The 17,436-nt window shown below is 67.8% G+C and carries 16 protein-coding genes and 1 pseudogene; 14 read left to right on the forward strand and 3 right to left on the reverse strand.

Features of this window, described 5'->3' with window-relative positions:
- The 13 genes and pseudogenes from RJ03_RS23325 to RJ03_RS23380 form a co-directional block, all read left to right on the forward strand.
- Window positions 1-320, forward strand: a pseudogene (locus RJ03_RS23325) (mammalian cell entry protein); the annotation flags it as partial.
- Window positions 317-1,339, forward strand: a complete 1,023-nt coding sequence (locus tag RJ03_RS23330; RefSeq protein ID WP_036505741.1) for an MlaD family protein — start codon at window positions 317-319, stop codon at window positions 1,337-1,339. The pseudogene RJ03_RS23325 and the gene RJ03_RS23330, both read left to right, overlap by 4 nt.
- The gene (locus RJ03_RS23335) at window positions 1,339-2,370 is read left to right on the forward strand and encodes an MCE family protein (RefSeq protein WP_036505768.1); all 1,032 of its coding nucleotides are present in this window, start codon (window positions 1,339-1,341) and stop codon (window positions 2,368-2,370) included. Before RJ03_RS23330 ends, RJ03_RS23335 begins: the two co-directional genes overlap by 1 nt.
- Window positions 2,370-3,473 (forward strand): MCE family protein, encoded by a 1,104-nt coding sequence (locus RJ03_RS23340; RefSeq protein ID WP_036505742.1) that lies wholly within the window; start codon window positions 2,370-2,372, stop codon window positions 3,471-3,473. Before RJ03_RS23335 ends, RJ03_RS23340 begins: the two co-directional genes overlap by 1 nt.
- Window positions 3,470-4,663, forward strand: coding sequence for an MCE family protein (locus RJ03_RS23345; RefSeq protein WP_036505743.1), 1,194 nt, complete (start codon window positions 3,470-3,472; stop codon window positions 4,661-4,663). The genes RJ03_RS23340 and RJ03_RS23345 overlap by 4 nt, the downstream gene beginning before the upstream one ends.
- Window positions 4,660-5,853 (forward strand): MCE family protein, encoded by a 1,194-nt coding sequence (locus RJ03_RS23350; RefSeq protein ID WP_036505744.1) that lies wholly within the window; start codon window positions 4,660-4,662, stop codon window positions 5,851-5,853. Before RJ03_RS23345 ends, RJ03_RS23350 begins: the two co-directional genes overlap by 4 nt.
- A 12-nt stretch (window positions 5,854-5,865) precedes the next feature.
- A complete protein-coding gene (locus RJ03_RS23355; RefSeq protein ID WP_036505745.1) occupies window positions 5,866-6,594 on the forward strand; it encodes an Rv1363c family protein in 729 nt (242 codons plus the stop codon).
- A gap of 31 nt (window positions 6,595-6,625) precedes the next feature.
- Window positions 6,626-7,879, forward strand: coding sequence for a TetR/AcrR family transcriptional regulator (locus RJ03_RS23360; protein ID WP_036505769.1), 1,254 nt, complete (start codon window positions 6,626-6,628; stop codon window positions 7,877-7,879).
- Window positions 7,880-8,240: 361 nt separating this feature from the next.
- Window positions 8,241-9,248 (forward strand): oxygenase MpaB family protein, encoded by a 1,008-nt coding sequence (locus RJ03_RS23365; RefSeq protein WP_083871287.1) that lies wholly within the window; start codon window positions 8,241-8,243, stop codon window positions 9,246-9,248.
- 204 nt (window positions 9,249-9,452) lie between these two features.
- Complete coding sequence (locus RJ03_RS23370) at window positions 9,453-9,929, forward strand: MarR family winged helix-turn-helix transcriptional regulator (RefSeq protein ID WP_036505746.1); 477 nt, start codon at window positions 9,453-9,455, stop codon at window positions 9,927-9,929.
- Window positions 9,922-10,299: a DUF5313 family protein gene (locus RJ03_RS23375; protein ID WP_036505747.1), complete on the forward strand. Its 378-nt coding sequence runs from the start codon at window positions 9,922-9,924 to the stop codon at window positions 10,297-10,299. The genes RJ03_RS23370 and RJ03_RS23375 overlap by 8 nt, the downstream gene beginning before the upstream one ends.
- A 209-nt stretch (window positions 10,300-10,508) precedes the next feature.
- Complete coding sequence (locus tag RJ03_RS37315) at window positions 10,509-10,664, forward strand: hypothetical protein (RefSeq protein ID WP_157104334.1); 156 nt, start codon at window positions 10,509-10,511, stop codon at window positions 10,662-10,664.
- Between the two features lie 317 nt (window positions 10,665-10,981).
- A complete protein-coding gene (locus tag RJ03_RS23380) occupies window positions 10,982-12,430 on the forward strand; it encodes a hypothetical protein (protein ID WP_157121723.1) in 1,449 nt (482 codons plus the stop codon).
- Here the strand turns inward: RJ03_RS23380 and RJ03_RS23385 are convergent.
- Complete coding sequence (locus RJ03_RS23385; RefSeq protein WP_232329288.1) at window positions 12,370-13,452, reverse strand: substrate-binding domain-containing protein; 1,083 nt, start codon at window positions 13,450-13,452, stop codon at window positions 12,370-12,372. The two genes, RJ03_RS23380 and RJ03_RS23385, sit on opposite strands and share 61 nt — an antisense overlap.
- Before the next feature lie 179 nt (window positions 13,453-13,631).
- Here RJ03_RS23385 and RJ03_RS23390 point away from each other — a divergent pair, with 179 nt between their 5' ends.
- On the forward strand, window positions 13,632-15,956 hold the full coding sequence (locus RJ03_RS23390) for a heavy metal translocating P-type ATPase (protein WP_036505750.1): 2,325 nt from the start codon (window positions 13,632-13,634) through the stop codon (window positions 15,954-15,956).
- Between the two features lie 15 nt (window positions 15,957-15,971).
- On the opposite strand, the gene RJ03_RS23395 is transcribed toward RJ03_RS23390, so the two are convergent.
- Both RJ03_RS23395 and RJ03_RS37320 read right to left on the reverse strand, forming a co-directional pair.
- Window positions 15,972-17,216 carry a serine hydrolase gene (locus tag RJ03_RS23395; protein WP_245552367.1) on the reverse strand — a complete coding sequence of 415 codons (1,245 nt, stop codon included), beginning with the start codon at window positions 17,214-17,216 and terminating at the stop codon, window positions 15,972-15,974.
- A 53-nt stretch (window positions 17,217-17,269) separates the two neighbouring features.
- Window positions 17,270-17,428 (reverse strand): hypothetical protein, encoded by a 159-nt coding sequence (locus tag RJ03_RS37320; protein ID WP_157121725.1) that lies wholly within the window; start codon window positions 17,426-17,428, stop codon window positions 17,270-17,272.
- Between the last annotated feature and the right edge of the window lie 8 nt (window positions 17,429-17,436).

The following is a 17,436-nucleotide window of genomic DNA, read 5'->3' on the forward strand; positions in this document are numbered from 1 at the left end:
GTCCGACGCCGGCTCCCGCGGCGCCGACCGCACCCGCGCAACAGCCGCTGATCCCCGGCCTGCCCGCCCTGCCCGGTGTTCCGGCGCTGCCCGGTCTGCCGAGCCTGCCGCTGATTCCCGGCATCACCGCACCGGCCGCCTACCGCGCCACGCCCGGTGATCCGGCGGCCACCCGTCCCGCCGCCCTGCGTGGGCCCGCCGCGGTCGCCGCGGTGGTCGGCGGTCCGCCGAATCTGGCGCAGCTGCTGCTGCTGGGGCCGGTCCTCGCCGGGGGCTATCTGACCGTCGGTGAGACGCCGGAAGGCGGTGTGACGCAGTGAAATCGACGAAGGCACTGATCGGTTTCGGCATCTTCGCGGTCGTCGCGATCGCGCTGACCTCGACCATCTACGGCACCCTGCAACGCACGGTGCCGGGCTCGACCAGCCGGTATTCGGCCGTCTTCTCCGATGTGCTCGGACTGCGGGTCGGCGACGACGTGCGCATGGCCGGGGTGCGGGTCGGCCGGGTGGACAAGATCGACTTCGTCGGCGACTACAAGGCCGGTGTGGAGTTCAGCATCCGGAGCAACCAGCATCTGACCACCACGACCAAGGCGATGGTGCGCTACCAGAACCTGATCGGCCAGCGCTATGTCGCGCTGGCGCCGGGGAAGGAAGCGGGCACATCGTTGCCGGCGGGTGGGCGCATTCCCCTCGAGCACACCGAGCCCTCGTTCGACGTCTCGGCCTTGCTGTCCGGCTTCGAACCGCTGTTCTCGGTGCTGCAACCCGATCAGGTGAATTCGCTGTCCGAGACGCTGATTCAGGCGCTGCAGGGCAATCAGGTCTCGCTGAGCACCCTGATCACCCAGGCCGCGCAGCTGGCCGGAACCTTCGGCCAGCGCGACAAGATCCTCGGTGATGTGGTCTCGAACCTCAGTAGCGTGATGTCCGGCCTGGCGCATCGCAGCAACGAGCTGGAGACACTGATCACTCAGACCCGCTCGCTGATGGACGGGCTCTATGCCCAGGGTGAGGCGCTGAAGTCGTCGGTCGACCAGGTCGCCACCTCGACCGATTCGCTGGTCGGATTGGTGGCCCAGGTCAAGCCCGGCATCGCGGCCGCGCAGAACAAGGCGACCACCGGTGTGGCGCTGCTGCTGCTCAACGGCGCGTCGCTGGACCGGGCGGCGGTGCAATTGCCGAACGTGCTGAACCGGGTGGCCCAGTTCTCCAGTTACGGCGCCTACGGCAACGCCTACTTCTGCGGTCTCGACGTCTCGCTGTGGGGCGTGCTCCTGCCGCCGGGCCTGTTCTCCCAGATCGGTGGCAACGCGCATTCGGAGGTGTGCCGGTGATGGCGAGGTTCGCGCGACCGAGGTTGCCGAAGATGTTCGGCTTCCTGCGCAACCGGTATCTGCGGCTCGGCCTGATCGCCTCGGCGACCGTGCTGATCCTGCTGCTCGGCTCCAGCGCGCTGACCCAGGCGCGCCTGGGGGACAAGACGATTCACGCCGAATTCGCGCAAGCCGCGGGGCTGCGTCCCGGTGCGACCGTCGACGTCTCGGGGATCGAGGTGGGCGCGGTGCGGGCGGTGCGGCTCGACGGCGCCAAGGTGGTCGCGGACCTGAAGGTGCGCGGCGATCTGCGGCTGGGACCGGACGCGCGGGCGGCGATCAAGATGTCGACCATCCTCGGGCGGCTGCACGTGGACCTCGTGCCGGGGAACGGAAAAGGCCTGCCGGGCAACCGGATCGAGCTCGATCACACCAGCGTGCCCTACAACCTGAGCAAGGTCATCCAGGACCCGCAGTACAAGGCGTCGTTCGAACGAATCGAGCGGATCGACCCGCAGAAGTTGCGGGAGGCGCTCGACACCATGAACCAGCAGATGGGCGACTCGCCGCAGCTGGCGGTGCAGGCGCTCGACAGCATCGGCTCGCTGGCCAAGGTGATCAACGACCGCCGCGACGAGGTCGACACCCTGCTGAAGGGGATGGATCAGGTCTCCCAGCTGGTCGCCGACAACCAGAACAGCGTGCTGATGCTGCTGACCCGCGGCGAGGCCATCGGCCAGGCGGTGCAGAAGCGCCGGCAACTGCTGAAGAACCTGCTCGACAATGTCGCCGCACTGTCGAAGTTGCTGCAGGACATGGGATTGGAGAACAACAACCAGTTCGGCCCGATGATCCGGGATCTGAACACCATGTCCGAGGGGCTGGAGAAGAACAAGACCAACCTCGACCGGCTCTACGAGATCATGCCGGTCACCTTGCGGCAGTTCAACAACGTATTGGGCAACGGACCGTACGGCGATGTGTATGTGCCGTGGGGGCTGTTCCCCGACAACTGGATCTGTTTCGCACAGGTCGTTCAGGGGTGTAAGTGATGAAACTGCGCGCACTGGCCCAACTCGCCGCGGTGTGCCTGGTCGCCTCCGCCGGCTCTGGCTGTTCGTTGCTGCCGGGTTCGCTCGGCACGGCCACCGACGAGGTGCTCGGCGACAACATGCGCATCAGCGCCGATTTCGACAATGTGGCCGGGCTGTACGCCGGCAACGAGGTCGATGTGCTGGGTGTGCCGGTCGGCACCGTCGAATCGGTGGAGGCCAAGGGCACCTACGTGCAGGTGGTCATGAAGGTCGACAAGAGTGTGAAACTGCCCGCCGACGCCATGGCCGCACTGGTGAATCCGCAGCTGATCACCAACCGCCACGTCGAACTGGCGCCGGCCTACGACGGAACCGGACCCACCATGGCCGACGGCGCGCATATTCCGTTGCCGCGCACCAGGACACCGGTGGAGCTCGACCGCATCATGCAGACCTTCGACCAGCTCGGGGCATCGCTGAAGGGCGACAGCGACACCGGGCCGATGGCCAGCCGGGTGTTGTTCCCGCTGCTCAACGGCAATGGCGACAAACTGCGCGAAACCCTGGACGCGCTCTCGGGCGCGTTCGAGACGACGTTCGCCAACAAGGACCAGATCTCCAATACGATCGTGAAACTCAACGACGTCACCCAGGTCATCGCCCAGAACGACCAGACCGTGCGGGATTTCAGCGGCCGGCTCACCGAATTGCTGAAGCTGATGGGCGATCAGGCGCCCGGCTTGCAGGCGGTGCTCACCCAGCTCAACGATTTCGTCGCCAATACCGCCACGGTGGTGGGGCAGAACAAGGACCAGCTCGCCGGAGCTCTGACCCGGTTCGTCGCGATCAGCGACCAGATGCGCGCCAATGCCCGCAATCTCACCGAAATCGTGGATGTCGCACCGCTGATGTTCGAGAACCTGGCCAACGCCACCAGTTACGAACATCAGGCGCTGCGCCTGCACGGCCTGCTCGACAAATCCGTGCTCGACGGTGAAGCGCTGTCCACCTTCTGTGAGCGGGTGATGATGCGCCTCGACGGCTGCCGGACCGGAAGGATCGCCGATATGGGGCCCGATTTCGGACTCACCGCAGCACTTCTGGGGATCAGCGGAAAATGACACGATCACAGCGCAGAACATCCCGTCGCGGCCTCGTCGTCACCGCCGTCGCGGCCGCCACCACACTCGGCATCAGCGGATGTGGGCTGACATTGGAGAATGTGCCGATGCCCAAGCCGGGTATCGGCGGTCCCGGCTACACCGTGCACGCCGCGTTCACCGATGTGCTGAATCTGCCCGATCACGCGCACGTGCGCATCGGCGGCACCGATATCGGCACCGTCACCGGCATCGAGACGACGAATTTCGTCGCCGATGTGCGGATGCGGATCAGATCCGACATCGTGCTGCCACGTGGGACGACAGTGGAATTGCGCCAGGCCACGCCGCTGGGCGATATGTCGGTGGCCATGACCCTGCCGTCCGCGCAAGAGGCGGGTCCGCCGTTGCGCGACGGAGACACCATCGGCGTCGATCACACCGGCACCGCCGCTTCCGTCGAGCAGTTGATGATGTCGGTGGCCATGCTGGTCAACGGCGGCGGTATCAACCAGGCCGCGCAGATCACCACGCAGATGAATTCGATGTTCGCCGGACGCGGACCGCAATTGGCGCATCTGCTGAGCGAGATGACCGGCGTGATCGCCGCGCTCAATCAGCGCACCGGCGATATCGACGCCACCCTCCAGGGATTGAATACGCTTTCGGATGAATTGGCCAGGCGCAAAAAGGAACTCGGCGCGGCGGCCGATACCTTCCCGCAACTGCTCGGGCTGGTGAACGAGAACAATCAGCGCATCGTGGATCTCACGACGAAGGTGTCGACCACCATGGCAGCGCTGGGCGATTTCACCGATACCACCAGCCCGCAGTTCCTGAGCCTGTTCGACAGCATTCAGAAACTGATGTCGGGCTTCACCGAAATGGGCGGCAATCTCACCGAAGCGCTCAACGGGCTCAACGACATCTATCCGCCGCTGATGGCCAGCCTGCGGGGTTCCGGACTGGCCGTCATGCCCGTGGTGTCGTATCTGAGTATCGGCGCGCTCAGTGATCCGCACGGCAGCCGGTGGCCCGAAATCGGTGACGTTCCGGCATTCGCCGGCAGTCTAGCGCAGGTATTCGAGAAAGTGTTCGGCCGGGTCATCAGTCCGCCGCAGCCGGTGCCGGGTACGACGCCTCCCGGCGCGAATCCGCCGGACGCGCCCGGTGCGCCGACCGAACCTTCCCAGCAGGGTGGTGAGCGATGAATACTCCGCTGTGGAACTGGGTGGTGCGGCGGCGCATCGCTCTGGCCAACCTCAGCCTGATCGTGGTGCTGGTGATCGGGTCCGGATATCTGGCCCGATATGTGTTGCGGTTCGATCCGATTCCGCACACCTTCACCGTCACCGTGCAACTGGCGACCTCGGGCGGCATCCTCCCGGGCAACGACGTGACCTTCCGCGGCACCCGGGTCGGCAAGGTCGCCGATGTGCGGGTCTCCGGTGACGGAATCGACGCGATCGCCGAAATCGACGACAGCGCCGAGATTCCCGTCGGCGGTGCGGTGCACGTCGGCCGGCTGTCCGCGGCGGGCGAGCAGTACCTGGACTTCCGGCCCGACGCCGATACCGGTCCGTATCTGTCCGACGGCGCCGTGGTGGAGCGCGCACGCACCAGCGTGCCGATCCCGGTGCAGAATCTGCTGACCGACCTGAGCGGATTCATCGGCGGATTGAATCCGGACCGGCTCACCGTCATCGTCGACGAGCTGGACACGGCGCTCGGCGGGGGCCCGGATCGATTGCGCAACATGATCTCCGGGATCAGCCGTGCGATGGCGGGGCTGTCCGATCTGCTGCCGCAGACCCAGCAGCTGCTCGAGAACCTGCAGGCTATCGCGGAGACCACCTCGCACGCCCAGCCCGACCTGAGCACCCTCACCGCGGCGGGCAGCGCGTTGTTCCAGCAGGCCACCGCCGCCGACAACGAAATCCGGAAGTTCCTCGATCAGGGCCCGGGTGAGCTGGCGACCCTCGGTGACGTGGTGGCGAAGAATCAGGATCCGCTGACCGATCTGGTCACCAATTTCGTCGCCATCACCAAGGCCGCGAAACTGCGTCAGCCGGCGATCGAGGCACTGTTTCCCGCACTGCGCCAAGGCATCCAGGCGCTCGGGGTTCCCGCCCACGACGGCGCGTATCACACGCTCGCCGACTTCTGGCCGCGTCCGACGTGCGACTACGACACGATTCCGGTCACCCCGACCAAGATCATGACCGATACCCGGGTGCGGCTGTACAACTACTGCCTCACCGCCGATCCCGCACTGCAGGTGCGTGGTTCGGCCAATGCGCCGCGGCCGAACCTCCCCGACAACGGATCCGGACCGCCGCCGGGAGTCACCGGCAACGAGATGTCGCGGCCCATCCCGTCCGGCCCCATACCCGACAACTAGGAAGCGAACACGATGAGTGACAAGGAAAGCGGAGGCGCCGAGAAGCGCGAACCCACGGTCGACGCCGTCGACGAATCGGAGACCACGGCAGCTGTGGAACCCGGCACGGCCGGATCGGATGCGGCGGGGACATCCGATACCGGCGAGTCGAATCCCACCGAAACGAATCCCGCCGAAACGTCCACCGCGGCGAAGGTTTCGCCACTGTCGCGACTGCGTCCGGCCGCCGGCGGACGCGGTGCGCGGATCGGTCTGCGGGCGGCGGTGGCCGTGGTTCTGGGCGCCGCGATCGGCACGAGTATCTACTTCTACCTGCAGAACAAGGATCACGAGGAGGTACTGGACGCGCAGGCGCAGGCCCGCCAGGCCGCCTGCGCCTATGGCCCCGTGGTCTCGACCTACGATTCCGAACATCTCGACCAGTACGTTCGCGATGTGCTGGCCGGCGCGTCCGGTGAGTGGAAGAAGCAGTTCGAATCCAACAGCAAGGACCTCAGCGACGTCCTGGCCAAGGGCGAGGTCGTCGCGAAATCGACCGATGTGCAGTGCGCGATCCGTTCCGGGGACAAGAATTCCGCGGAGGCGATCGTGGTGATCGGGCAGACCATCACCAGCCTGGGCACTCAGGGCAAACCGGAACCGGGACAGCTGTCGACGGTGATGCGACTGCAGAAGCAGGGCGACCGCTGGCTGGTCGACAAGATCAGTACGCCGCTGACTCCGCTGCCGCCGCAATCGTAGCGGTCCTCGGCGAAAAGGATTGGCAGACAATTTGAGTCGCGCACAGGACGGTCGCGCGAAGGCGACGGCGCCGGCCACGCACAACCCCGAACGCGTGATCCGCCGCCGGCCCAAGAACCGCCGGGCGCAGATCGCCTCCGCCTCGGCGGCGGCCTTCGGATCGCTGGGCTATCACGGCGTGAGCATGGAGGATATCGCCGCCCGGCTGGGGATTTCCTCGGCGGCGCTGTACCGGCACTATCCGAGCAAGTACGCGCTGTTCCGCGAGGAGCTGCTGCGTTTGTCCGCCGCCGCGGTGACGGCGGTGACGCTGCCCGTGGAGGCGCAGGGCCACAGCGCCGAAGCGCGACTCGGACTCGTCGTCGACGCCATCGTGGCCGATACCATCGCCAACCGTCCGACGGCAGCGCTGGCGCGGTGGGAGGCCCGCTACCTCGATCGCGACGATCGCCGGACCTTCGACGAACGGTTCGAGACCGCGATCTCCGCGCTGCGTGCGCTGATCGGCGAACTGCGCCCGGAATCGGCCCGCCGCGAGGGCCTGGTGCGCGCGGTCGCGATCTTCAGTGTGGTGAGCAGTATCGGCGACCACCACGCGCATCTGCCGGCGAAATCGCTCGCGGCGGTGCTGAGTGAGGCCGCCTGGTCGTTGATCCGAACCGACCTGCCGGTTGCCGCCGACCCGCCGGAACCCGTGCGGGCGAACGATATTCCGCCATCGTTCAAACATCAGGTGCTGCTGAACAAGGCGGTCGAGCTGTTCCACGAGCGCGGCTACCCGAATGTGAGCGTGGAGGAGATCGCGGCGGCGGCCGAACTGTCGGCGGCCTCGGCGGTGTACCGGTACTACCGCAGCAAGGATGCCCTGCTGGCGGCGGCATTCCGGCGGGTGGCCGACCGGATGGCCGCCGCGATCGCACCCGCGGTGGAGGCGTCGCGGACCTCCGAGGAGGCGCTGGCGAAACTGATCGACCTCTATGTCGCGGGATCGTTCGCCGAGCGCGAGCTGACGTTCGTCTACTACGCCGAATTCGGCAATGTCGGCGCCTACGAGCGCACGGTGCTGCGCAATATCCAGCGGCTGGTGGTGGCCGAATGGGTGGAGCTGCTGGTGGATGCGCGGCCGGAGCTGGCGCGGGCGCAGGCGCGAATCCTCGTCCATGCCGGGTTCGGGCTCGTCGTCGGTCTGGGGCGGCTGTTCGGTAACAACCAGCAGATGTGTCCTCGCGCCCATGTGGTCAGGCTGATGGAGATGACGTTGTTCGGGCGACTCACCTCGCGGTGAACGTGCAGCCGTCGGAATGTTCGGCAACTTAGTCGGCGGACCTGGGCTGAAGATCCGAATATCGCGGTTCCCCACCCGTTGATCAAATGAGAATTGTGAGTAACATAGTGATGGCCGGGCCGACCCTGCGGAGTACCCGAGGGGGTGTCGCCGTGGCAGAGGGAGAAATCCGCGAGAGCGCCGGTAACCGCGCATCGGTGGTTGTCGCGTCGGCTCCGAGGCGAGCCGGTCTGCCGGGTGTGCCCCTCGGTCTCCCGTGTCGCATGGTGCCGCCGATCCCGGCGGCGCCGCCCGCGCCTCGAAGCGCGGGGCCCGGCGCATCTCCGGTCGCGCCGGCGAAACGTTCCGAGAGAGGACTCGCATGACAACGGCAACGCAGCCTTGGGAGCCGAATTACACCGACCCGCACAGTGATTCCTACATCCCGGAGGAATCCGTGCCGGTCGGTCGGGGCCGGACGGAGGGCGAGCGAGCTCCACACCCCGACCTCGCGCAGACGCCGCCGCTGACGCTGGAGCGGACGCGCATCCACATCCCGGACTTCCATCGCTCGCCGCGCAAGCGCCCCGCGCAGCTGCCCGACTCTCTGGATTTCTGGATGTTCGCGGGCGCGGCCGCCAACGTCGCGATGCAGTTCGCGCACCCCGCGGTGGCGGCCGGTGTCATGGAGAGCACCGTGGAATCGGGTGCGCTCATGGTGCATCCGTGGAAACGACTGCGCACCACGGCCTCGTATCTGGCGGTGGCGATTCTCGGTACGCCCGAGGAGAAGAAGGAATTCCGCGAGGCGGTGAACGTCGCGCACCGGCAGGTGCGGTCCGAGCCCGGGGCGAAGGTGAAGTACAACGCCTTCGACCGGAATCTGCAGCTGTATGTCGCGGCCTGTATCTACATCGGGTTCGAGGACTCCCACCAGCTGATCAACGGCAAGATGTCCCCGGAGGAACTCGAGGCGTTCTATCAGGGGGCGGATACCTTCGGCACCACGCTGCAGGTGCATCCCGACATGTGGCCGAAGACGCGCGCCGACTTCGACGAGTATTGGGTCGAGGCCTGCCGGCAGGTGATCGTCGACGACGCCTTCCGCGCGTATATCGGTGACCTGCTGCATCTTCGGATGATCCACTGGTACATGCGACTGCTCTTCGGCGGGCTGCTGCGCTTCCTCACCGCCGGATTCCTGCCTCCGCATTTCCGCGAACAGATGGGCGTGGAGTGGAGCGCGGCCGATCAGCGCCGATTCGAGCATCTGTTCCTGTTCGTGGGATTCGTGAACCGGTTCATCCCCAAGTTCATCCGGTTCTCCGGGACGAAGATGATGATGCGGGATGTGCAGCGGCGGATCCGTAAGCAGAAGGTTCTCGTCTGAATTCACCGGTGCGGCACATCGATTGCTCACCGTGACAGGTGCGGCGGATCCGGCCATCCGCCGCACATTCCGCGCGGTGAACTCGATTCGGTGCCCGAGTCGTTTCGGGGACCGTTCGCCGCGGGCGGGTGTGTGATAGCGCACTAATAGTTTGTGCACTAACGATTAGCGCGCTAATCTGGCCTCGACACGAGGAGGTGCGCCATGACGACCGACGTCGAGGACCCGCTGCGGCTGGACCGGCAGGTGTGTTTCGCGCTGGCCGTCGCGAACCGATCGGTGCTGACGGTGTACCGCCCGCTGCTGGAGCCGCTGGGACTGACCCATCCGCAGTATCTGGTGATGCTGGCCCTGTGGGGTGAGGCGCCCATGTCGGTGAAGGGCATCGCCGAGGCGATCCAACTCGATTCCGCCACGCTGTCCCCCCTGCTCAAGCGGCTCGAGTCGGCGGGCCTCATCACCCGCCGCCGCGATCCGCGCGACGAACGCACGTTGCTGATCGATCTGACCGAGGCCGGGTGGGCACTGCGCCGCCAGGCCGAGCAGATCCCACCGGCGGTCGTGCGGCGGCTGGGCGTCAGCCTGGGCGATCTGGAGGAACTACGCGAGGTGCTGACCCGCGTCAACGAGGCCGCACGGCGAGCCGCGCTCGCCGATACCCAGGGAGCTACCGATGAGTGAGCAGAAGCCGAATCCGGTTCAGCGCGTGCGCTATATCTGCGGCGCCACCCTGCCGCCCTCGATGCAGCAGTGGGTGCTTCGCGATCTGACCGGGCCGGGCGCCGCCCGCCGCTATCTGCTGCGGTTCCTGGTGCCGATCATCCCCGTGCTGTGCCTGTTCCTGCTGGTTCCGGGCCCGTTGTGGATCGGATTGTCGATGGCGGCGCTGCTGTACGTGCCGCTGGTCTACTTCACCATCGCGCTGATGTACGTGTATCGGCGCCACCGCCTGCTCAAGCACGGACTCGATCCCGAACTGGCCGATGTCGCCGAACGGCAGCGTGCGGCGGCCGAACGCGAGCAGTACGAACTGCGGCACGGCCGCGGCTGACGGCCGCGCGGTCGCGGAATGTGTGCCCGCCGAACCGATTCCGCGCCGCGACTCGAATGACCGGTCCGGCTCGTCGCGCCCGCGGTCGGTTATCGGGGGTGTACTGTAAGTCCTGTCGGTAATCGCACAGTGCGCTGTGCGCGCGAGCGGTGCGGCCGATTCGCTGGCCGGACGGGCCGTCGATGGTGAGAATCTGAAGGACATCCGATATGAGTGAGCAGCCGAATCTGTTCAGCCACAGTCCGGTACCCATCGAGACGCCGGCGCCCGCCGGCGGGGTGGCGCATCGTCCGCTGTTTCGCAGTGCGAGTTCCTCGGCCGGACCCGAGGGCGGGGAGGCGCCCGCCGACGACGTAGCCCGATGAATTACGCGGCGCCCGTCGCCGATCGGTCCGGGGACCTCGGACACGATCCGGCAACGGGCGCGCCCGTGTGAACCGGGCGCGACCTGGGCGAACGGGTGGTGACACGCGGTGGCGGACGGAATTGACACGAAAGCGATATCCGTCGCGACCGAACCGTTAGCAAATCCTCACCGAATTGCCGATTTCCGGCCTCAGATACCGATCAGAGGCCCGAGGAGCGATTCCGTGCTCCGGTAGTGTCGGTCCCGCAATCATTCGGCTAACGAATCGGCGGGGTAGTCACGCCCAGGCGTTACCTGCTGGGGACGGAGTCCGGCATGAGTGCTGTGACTTTCGGTTCTCCGGATATCCGGGGGCACGTACAACGGTTGTCGGCCGGGATCACCGACGCGCAATGGCTGCGAGTGGCCGCGGAAACCTCGGCCGCCTGCATTACCGCCGCGGTCGCCGGGCTGGCCATGATGATGCCGATCAGCCAGTCCTGGCTCTCGCCGGGGTCGGCGCTGCAGGTCGACCTGCTGATCTTCAATATGCCGCTGGCCCTGACCGCCGGAGCGCTGATCGCGGTGATCGCGGTCTCGGTGTCGGCGGCGATCGGCAACAGTCGCCTGGCGTGGTGCACGGTCTTCTGCGCGACCGTCGCGATGCTGATCAACCACACCCTGCTCGTGCGACTGGAGACCCGGACGCTGTCGACGCTCAACTATGTCGACTCCATGCTCGCCGGGGTGATCCTGGGCTGTCTTGCCGCGGCGGTCTGGCATCGCCGTGCCCCGGCCGGCGGCTATCTGTTCGGTGCGCTGGCCTCGATCCTGTTCGCCGACCTCACCCAGGCGCCGGACTTCGCGTCCAGTGTCCCGGGGGAGGGCATCATGCGCGGGGCGCCGCCGGTCTGGCTGATTCTCGCGGCACTCGGACTGATGCTGTTCACGGCCGTGCTGTTCCGTCAAGAGCAGCAACCGGAACCCGACGACAGTGCGATGGTGCCGCTGAAACCGGTGGTGTCCGCGGTGGTGATCGTCTCGGCGACACTGGCCACCTCCGTGTGGATGGCCCGCGGCGGCGCGATCGTGCCGATCGTGTTCGGCGTCGTCGTACTGCTGCTCGCCACCGCGGTGTCGGCGCTGCTGCTGCCCGGGCGCGACGGAATGCTGGTGGTGGTCATGGTGGCCTTCGCCTCGGCGGGCTCGGCGCTGCTCACCGTGCCCCGGCCGGCCTGGTCGACGGTGCTGGTCGTCGCGGCCGCGGGGGCCGGGCTCTACGCCGGATGGCGAATTCGCCTGCCGCTGCCCGCGGTCGCCGGCTCCGTCGCGCTGTCGATCGCCGCGGCGGTGAGTTCCGCGTTGGTGGACGTGCCGACCGCGGCGGTGACCGTGCCGAGCTGTATCGCGTTGGCGGCGGCCGCGGGCTATGCCGTCGGATGCGCGATCGGCCCGCGGGCGACCAGTGCGGTCGTCGGAATCGTGATCCTTTTCGTACCCTCCGCGGGAGTCGCGCTGCAGGGCCGCGATCTCGGCCGGATCGAGTATTCGCACACCTGGTTCCGCAGCGCCGAGGCCGCTGTCACCGCGGTGCCGGGCATCGTCGCCGCCACGATCGGCATCGGCTGTGCGGGCATCGTGCTACTGATCGGGCGGCTGCGGCCGGGTGATCCCTTCGGCCGGCATTCCGTCGTCGGTGCGCGCGAGCCCAGGCCGAATCCGGCTCAGGCGCGGCGCAATTCGCTCACCACGTCGAAGTCCACGCCGTCGGCATCGGCGAGGTAGACGGGCTGGGTGGTGTGGGCGCCGCGCACCTTCACCTCACCGCGCGGGCCGCCGTAGCGCACCCGGGCGGCATGGCGCTCGATATCGCGCACGTCGAGGCTGCGGGCCGCCTCCGCCAGTGAGGCGAACAGCAGCAGACCCTCGTAGCAGGATTCGCCGATATTGTTCAGCGCCGGAGCGAAGGTGCCGTACCGGGCGGTGTAGCGGCTGCCGAATTCCATCGCCTCGGGCGACACCACGCTCTCGAAATAGCCTGAGGCGGTGAACAATCCGCGGGTGCTGTCCGGGCCGCCCGCGTACAGGACGTCCTCGCCGATCATCATGCTCAGCCGCAGCCGGTCCTCGTCGAGCCCGGCGCGGGCGAAGGCGCGATTGAACGCCGCGCAGTCGGCGCCGACCATCAGCAGCAGCACCCCCTGGGCGGACGAGCGTCGAATCAGGTCGAGGGCCGGCCCGAAGGCGCGGCTGCCGAGCGGGACGAATGTCTCGCCGACGATGTCGATATCCCCGAATGCCGCCGCCTCACGGGTGACCCGGGCGGTTTCGCGCGGCCACACGTAATCGTTGCCGACGATGCACCAGCGGCGGATGCCCTGTTCCGCGCGCAGCCAGCGCAACGCCGGGAAGAGCTGATGATCGGGCGTCTCGCCGACCATGTACACGCCGTCGGAATTCTCGCCGCCTTCGTAGAACGTGGTGTAGACGTACGGCACCCGTCCGGCCGTGCGGGGTGTCAGCACCCGGCGGGCGTTGGACAGATGCCAGCCCACGACGCCGTCGACGGCGCCGGTGCCGATCATGCGATCGATGCGCTCGGCCAGCATCGGCAGCGGCGCGCCCGCGTCGACCGTGTGCAATCGCACCGGTCGATCCAGAATTCCGCCCGCGCGATTGATGTCCTCCACCGCCAGCGCGGCGCACGCCTCACAGGACGGGCCGAACAGGCCCGCCGGTCCGCTACCGGGCACCACCAGCGCGATATCGACGGTGTCGCGCCCGCCGCGGGAGTTCGACACCCTCACCGGAACCTCCGCCGCCCAAAACATCCTTCGCCGAATAGTCGCCCCCCGAACCGACCATGTTAACGACGGCCCGTGACGGTGGCGAGCCCCGACCTTCCGGGGCAGGTGAAGGCGCGTTGTTTGGCATATACCCCCTGTGGGTATATGGTCGTGGTAGTCGGTCGAGAGGAGTCGTGCACATGCAGGACAACGGTCACGGAACCGTGGTGCTGGATCTGAGTGGCCTGCACTGGGCGAGTCGCCAGCAGGTCGCCACCCGGGTCCTGCAAGCCCGTCCCGGTGTACTCGAGGCCACGGTCAATCCCGCCGCCCAGACCGCGACGGTCGGCTTCGACCCGGCCCGGACCTCGGTCCACGAACTGCGGGAATGGTTGCGCGACTGCGGAATCCACTGCTCCGGACTGTCGGTGCCCCGGCACGTCTGCGACCCGCTGGCCGAGCCGTCGGAACCGGCCGGCGCGCACCGGCACGAACCCGCGGAACCGCCGCACGATCATCACGGCACGCACGATCATCACGACATGTCGATGGCCGCGATGGCCGCCGATATGCGCAACCGATTCCTGGTCGCGCTGGTCTTCTCGGTGCTCGTCATGATGTGGTCGCCGATGGCGACGGATATGTTCGGCATCGACCTGCCGGTGCCCTTCGGGCTGCGCCAGGATGTGTGGGCGTTGATCCTGAGCCTGCCGGTGATCGGCTATTCCTCGACCATCTTCTTCACCGGTGCGTGGCAGGCGCTGCGGGCGCGGACCCTCGACATGATGGTGCTGGTGGCGGTCGCCATCGGCGCGGGCTGGTTGTATTCGCTGACCATCACGCTCACGGGCGGCGGCGAGGTCTTCTACGAGGCGTCGACCATGCTCGCCACCTTCGTGCTGCTCGGCCACTGGTTCGAGATGCGCGCCCGCGGCGGGGCCACCGACGCCATCCGCACGCTGCTGGATCTGGCGCCGCCACGCGCGGTGGTGTTGCGTGACGGCGAGGAGGTGGAGATTCCCACCGCCGAGGTCGCCGTCGGCGATCTGCTGCTCGTGCGGCCCGGTGCCAAGATCCCGGTCGACGGCGTCGTGGAAGACGGCGACAGCGAGGTCGACGAGTCGATGGTGACCGGAGAGAGTCTGCCGGTGCACAAACAACCGGGTGCTCCGGTGATCGGCGCCAGCATCAACGTCGACGGCACCCTGCGCGTGCGTGCGGACAAGGTCGGCTCCGACACCGCGTTGGCGCAGATCGTGAATCTCGTTCAGCAGGCACAGAATTCGAAGGCGCCAGGCCAGAAGCTGGCCGATCGCGCGGCGTTCTGGCTGGTCCTGGTCGCGCTGATCGGCGGTGCGGCCACCCTGGCCGGATGGCTGCTCGCCGGTGCCACCTTCGCCACCGCCATGTTGTTCGCGATCACCGTCGTGGTGATCACCTGCCCCGACGCGCTCGGCCTGGCCACGCCGACGGCGATCATGGTCGGCACCGGACTCGGCGCTCGCCGGGGCGTGCTGTTCAAGAACGCCCTCGCGCTGGAGACCGCGGCCCGCGTCGACGTGGTGGTGCTGGACAAGACCGGCACCCTGACGAAGGGCGAACCGGCCGTCACCGAATTCGTGACCTCGGCCGCCGAGCCCTCACCCCGGTTGCTCGCGGCGGTGGCCGGCGTCGAGCGGGAGTCCGAACACCCGCTGGCCCAGGCGATCGTCCGCTACGCGGAGGAACGCGGCGCCGCGCCGGCGCGAGCCGAGAAGTTCGAGAACGTACCCGGCCACGGCGCCGTCGCCACGGTCGACGGGCAGCGCGTCGTCGTCGGCAACCGGCGACTGCTGGACCGCGAGGGGATCGAACTCGGCGACTTGGCCGCCGCTCGGGCCCGGATCGCGGACGGCGGGCAGACCGCGGTGCTGGTGGCGGTCGACGACAAGGCGGTCGCGGTCGTCGGCATCGCCGACGCGCCCCGCGAGACCGCCGCCGCGGCGGTGCGCGAAATGCACGATCTGGGCGTGGAAGTCGTGATGCTCACCGGTGATAATCGCGCGACCGCCGACCGCATCGCGGCCGAATTGGGTATCGACACCGTCATCGCGGAGGTGCTGCCCGGCGACAAGGCCGACACCATCGCGCAATTGCAGTCCGGCGGAAGGAGGGTCGCGATGGTCGGCGACGGCGTGAACGACGCGCCCGCGCTGGCGCGGGCCGACCTCGGTATCGCCATCGGCGCCGGTACGGACGTGGCCATCGACACCGCCGATGTGGTTCTGATGCGATCGGACCCCCTCGACGTGCCCACCGCGTTACGGATCGGGCGTGCCACCCTGCGCAAGATGCATCAGAACCTGGCGTGGGCAGTGGGATACAACGCGGTCGCCCTCCCGATCGCGGCAGGTGTGTTCGAGCCTGCCTTCGGCTTCACCCTGCGTCCGGAGATCGCCGCCCTGACCATGTCGGGCTCCAGCATCATCGTCGCGCTGAACGCGGTGTCGCTCAAACGACTTCGCTTGCCGGAGCGCCAGGGGTGAGAAAGCCGGACGGTGCTACCCCTGCGGCCGGACGATGGGCGAGCGCGGAACGACCGCCGAGATCTGTGCGCACAACTGCCAAGGTCGCTCGGTGTCCACGGTCGATTTCCCGCTGGTCAAGATCGCGCCGGACAGTCCGCGGTCGAGGTCGGCCCAGCCGTACTGGGTGGTCAGACCGCTACGGCCGAAATGGGTTTCGGTGTGGGCGCCGAATTTCGACCGGCGCCCGCCCAGCTCGAATCCGGCGCGACTGACCCGGCCCGCGATGCCCGGGATCCGGGGCGCCGGTGCGATCGCACTGCGCAGCGTGTCGGGGGACAGGATCCGTACACCGTCGAGTTCCCCACCGCGACACAGTATTTCGTAGAAGCGGGAAAGTTCCGAGGCGGTCGTCACGAGATTCCCGGAGGGCAGCTCCGCGGTGAGGAACGCGCGCACCGATTCCGCCGACGTGGCGGCGCTCATGCCGCCGCCGAGCGCCTTCCCGGCCACCATCGAAAAGGCTCGGGAAGGCCGCGGTCCGGTGCGCACGCTCGGCACCACCCGGTCGACGTCCTCGGGGGCCACGCCGAACGTGGTCCATCGGAAACCGAGCGGATTCAGCACCTGGTCGGCGAGATGGTCGCGCATCCGCTTGCCGGTCGCGCGCTGGACCAGCAGGCGCAGGATCAACCCGCTGGTCAGGGCGTGATAGACACGGAACCGCCGGGGCGGCCAGCTCGGCCGCAGCTCGATCAGCGCCCGGACCGCGAGTTCCTCGTCCACGACGGCGTCGAAGCCGCGGTAGCCCGCCGGCATGAACGGCACCCCGGCGGAGTGGGAGAGCACATCGGCGATGGTGATGCGGCCCTTGCCGTGCGCCGCGAATTCCGGAATGTAGTCGCACACCCGGTCTTCCGGTGCGAAGGCGCCCTGCTCGATCAGCATCGCCATCACCGTCGCGGCGACGCCTTTGGCGGTGGAGAAACCGCAGAACGGGGAGTCGACGGTGATCGGTGTGCGCTCGACGCCGGGCCCGTCGCCGGGGGCGTTACCCCAGCCGTGACCGATGGCCCGGTTCAGCACGATGGCGCCGTGGCGGCGCAGGCAGATCTGGATCGCGGGAGTGGTTCCCATCCGATACCACGCGCGGACCGACTCCCACACCGCGTCGATGTCGCCGCGTCGCAGACCGACCGCGGTGGGGTCGTCCTCGGGACCCACCGCGGTCACGGTGTCCGGATCGGCGGGGACGGAAACCATCGGCGCGACACTGCTCACGGCGTCAGCATAGTGATCGGGGGCATCGGTGCAGGTCGGAGCGTCGTTGCCGCTCAGCTGTGCAATTCGCGGGCGAGCGCTCCCACCGCCTTGCCGAGCGCTTCCACGGCGTAGGCCAGCTCACGGGTGGCGGTGTCGCGGGCATAGCCACTGGCTCGGCCCGCGCTGGCGGCCGCGGTATCGGCCCATTCGGCGGCATCGGTGGAACCCACGAGCTCTC

It is taken from the genome of Nocardia aobensis NBRC 100429, from assembly GCF_000308375.1.
GTDB classification, from domain to species: domain Bacteria; phylum Actinomycetota; class Actinomycetes; order Mycobacteriales; family Mycobacteriaceae; genus Nocardia; species Nocardia aobensis.

What these genes read in the sequence shown, in the direction of transcription:
- RJ03_RS23335 (WP_036505768.1), top strand. Translation starts at nt 1,339, where the DNA reads ATGGCGAGGTTCGCGCGACCGAGGTTGCCGAAGATGTTCGGCTTCCTG.
- RJ03_RS23340 (WP_036505742.1), top strand. Translation starts at nt 2,370, where the DNA reads ATGAAACTGCGCGCACTGGCCCAACTCGCCGCGGTGTGCCTGGTCGCC.
- RJ03_RS23345 (WP_036505743.1), top strand. Translation starts at nt 3,470, where the DNA reads ATGACACGATCACAGCGCAGAACATCCCGTCGCGGCCTCGTCGTCACC.
- RJ03_RS23350 (WP_036505744.1), top strand. Translation starts at nt 4,660, where the DNA reads ATGAATACTCCGCTGTGGAACTGGGTGGTGCGGCGGCGCATCGCTCTG.
- RJ03_RS23355 (WP_036505745.1), top strand. Translation starts at nt 5,866, where the DNA reads ATGAGTGACAAGGAAAGCGGAGGCGCCGAGAAGCGCGAACCCACGGTC.
- RJ03_RS23365 (WP_083871287.1), top strand. Translation starts at nt 8,241, where the DNA reads ATGACAACGGCAACGCAGCCTTGGGAGCCGAATTACACCGACCCGCAC.
- RJ03_RS23370 (WP_036505746.1), top strand. Translation starts at nt 9,453, where the DNA reads ATGACGACCGACGTCGAGGACCCGCTGCGGCTGGACCGGCAGGTGTGT.
- RJ03_RS23375 (WP_036505747.1), top strand. Translation starts at nt 9,922, where the DNA reads ATGAGTGAGCAGAAGCCGAATCCGGTTCAGCGCGTGCGCTATATCTGC.
- RJ03_RS37315 (WP_157104334.1), top strand. Translation starts at nt 10,509, where the DNA reads ATGAGTGAGCAGCCGAATCTGTTCAGCCACAGTCCGGTACCCATCGAG.
- RJ03_RS23380 (WP_157121723.1), top strand. Translation starts at nt 10,982, where the DNA reads ATGAGTGCTGTGACTTTCGGTTCTCCGGATATCCGGGGGCACGTACAA.
- RJ03_RS23390 (WP_036505750.1), top strand. Translation starts at nt 13,632, where the DNA reads ATGCAGGACAACGGTCACGGAACCGTGGTGCTGGATCTGAGTGGCCTG.